We start from the raw sequence: 517 nt of genomic DNA, 5'->3' as shown, positions 1-517 counted from the left end.
GCCTGCCGCTTCGCCCATGCTGTGCAGGGCGCTGGTGATTTCGTGAAGGGTGAGGTACTGGTCCGGCTTAAGAAGGCGCGCCACGACCGTTCCGATAACGGCGTAGATATCTTCGGCGGTGGTGTCATCGTTCATATGACCTCCGTCCGTAAGGTGGATAAGTATACAGTATATCAGAAAGGCAACCCCGGGGATACGGCAGCGCCCCGAGTGACTTCAGTGAAGCTTCTGCGCTGACATACCGTCAGTGCCGTGCACCCCGGTCTTTTCAGCGGCGCGAATCTGCATTTCCTGCCGCACCTCTTCAATGGCGCGCAGCCCTGCGCGAACGCGGTCTTCATCCGTTTCATGCTCAATAGCCGCCCGCAGGCGGTCCGTCAGGACGGCCCAGCTGATGGCGATGTCTTCTTCCAGCAGCGCGGTGACGGCCTCGCCAATCATGATGTCGGCCATTTTTTCTTCAAAGTCATTTTTCATGGGGTTTTCCGGCAGCAGGTTTCGGGCGCAGAGCTTACCA

General features: G+C 58.4%; 1 protein-coding gene. It reads right to left on the bottom strand.

All coding sequences use genetic code 11. The features are described from left to right. Nucleotides 1-216: 216 nt before the first annotated feature. Nucleotides 217-517, bottom strand: a 301-nt coding sequence (locus tag VH86_RS24610; protein ID WP_231647406.1) for a hypothetical protein, incomplete at its 5' end; no start/stop codon positions are given.

Origin of the sequence: Pantoea sp. BL1, from assembly GCF_000963985.1 — a bacterium.
Taxonomy (GTDB): domain Bacteria; phylum Pseudomonadota; class Gammaproteobacteria; order Enterobacterales; family Enterobacteriaceae; genus Pantoea; species Pantoea rwandensis_B.
This window is presented reverse-complemented; position numbering and strand designations above follow the sequence as displayed.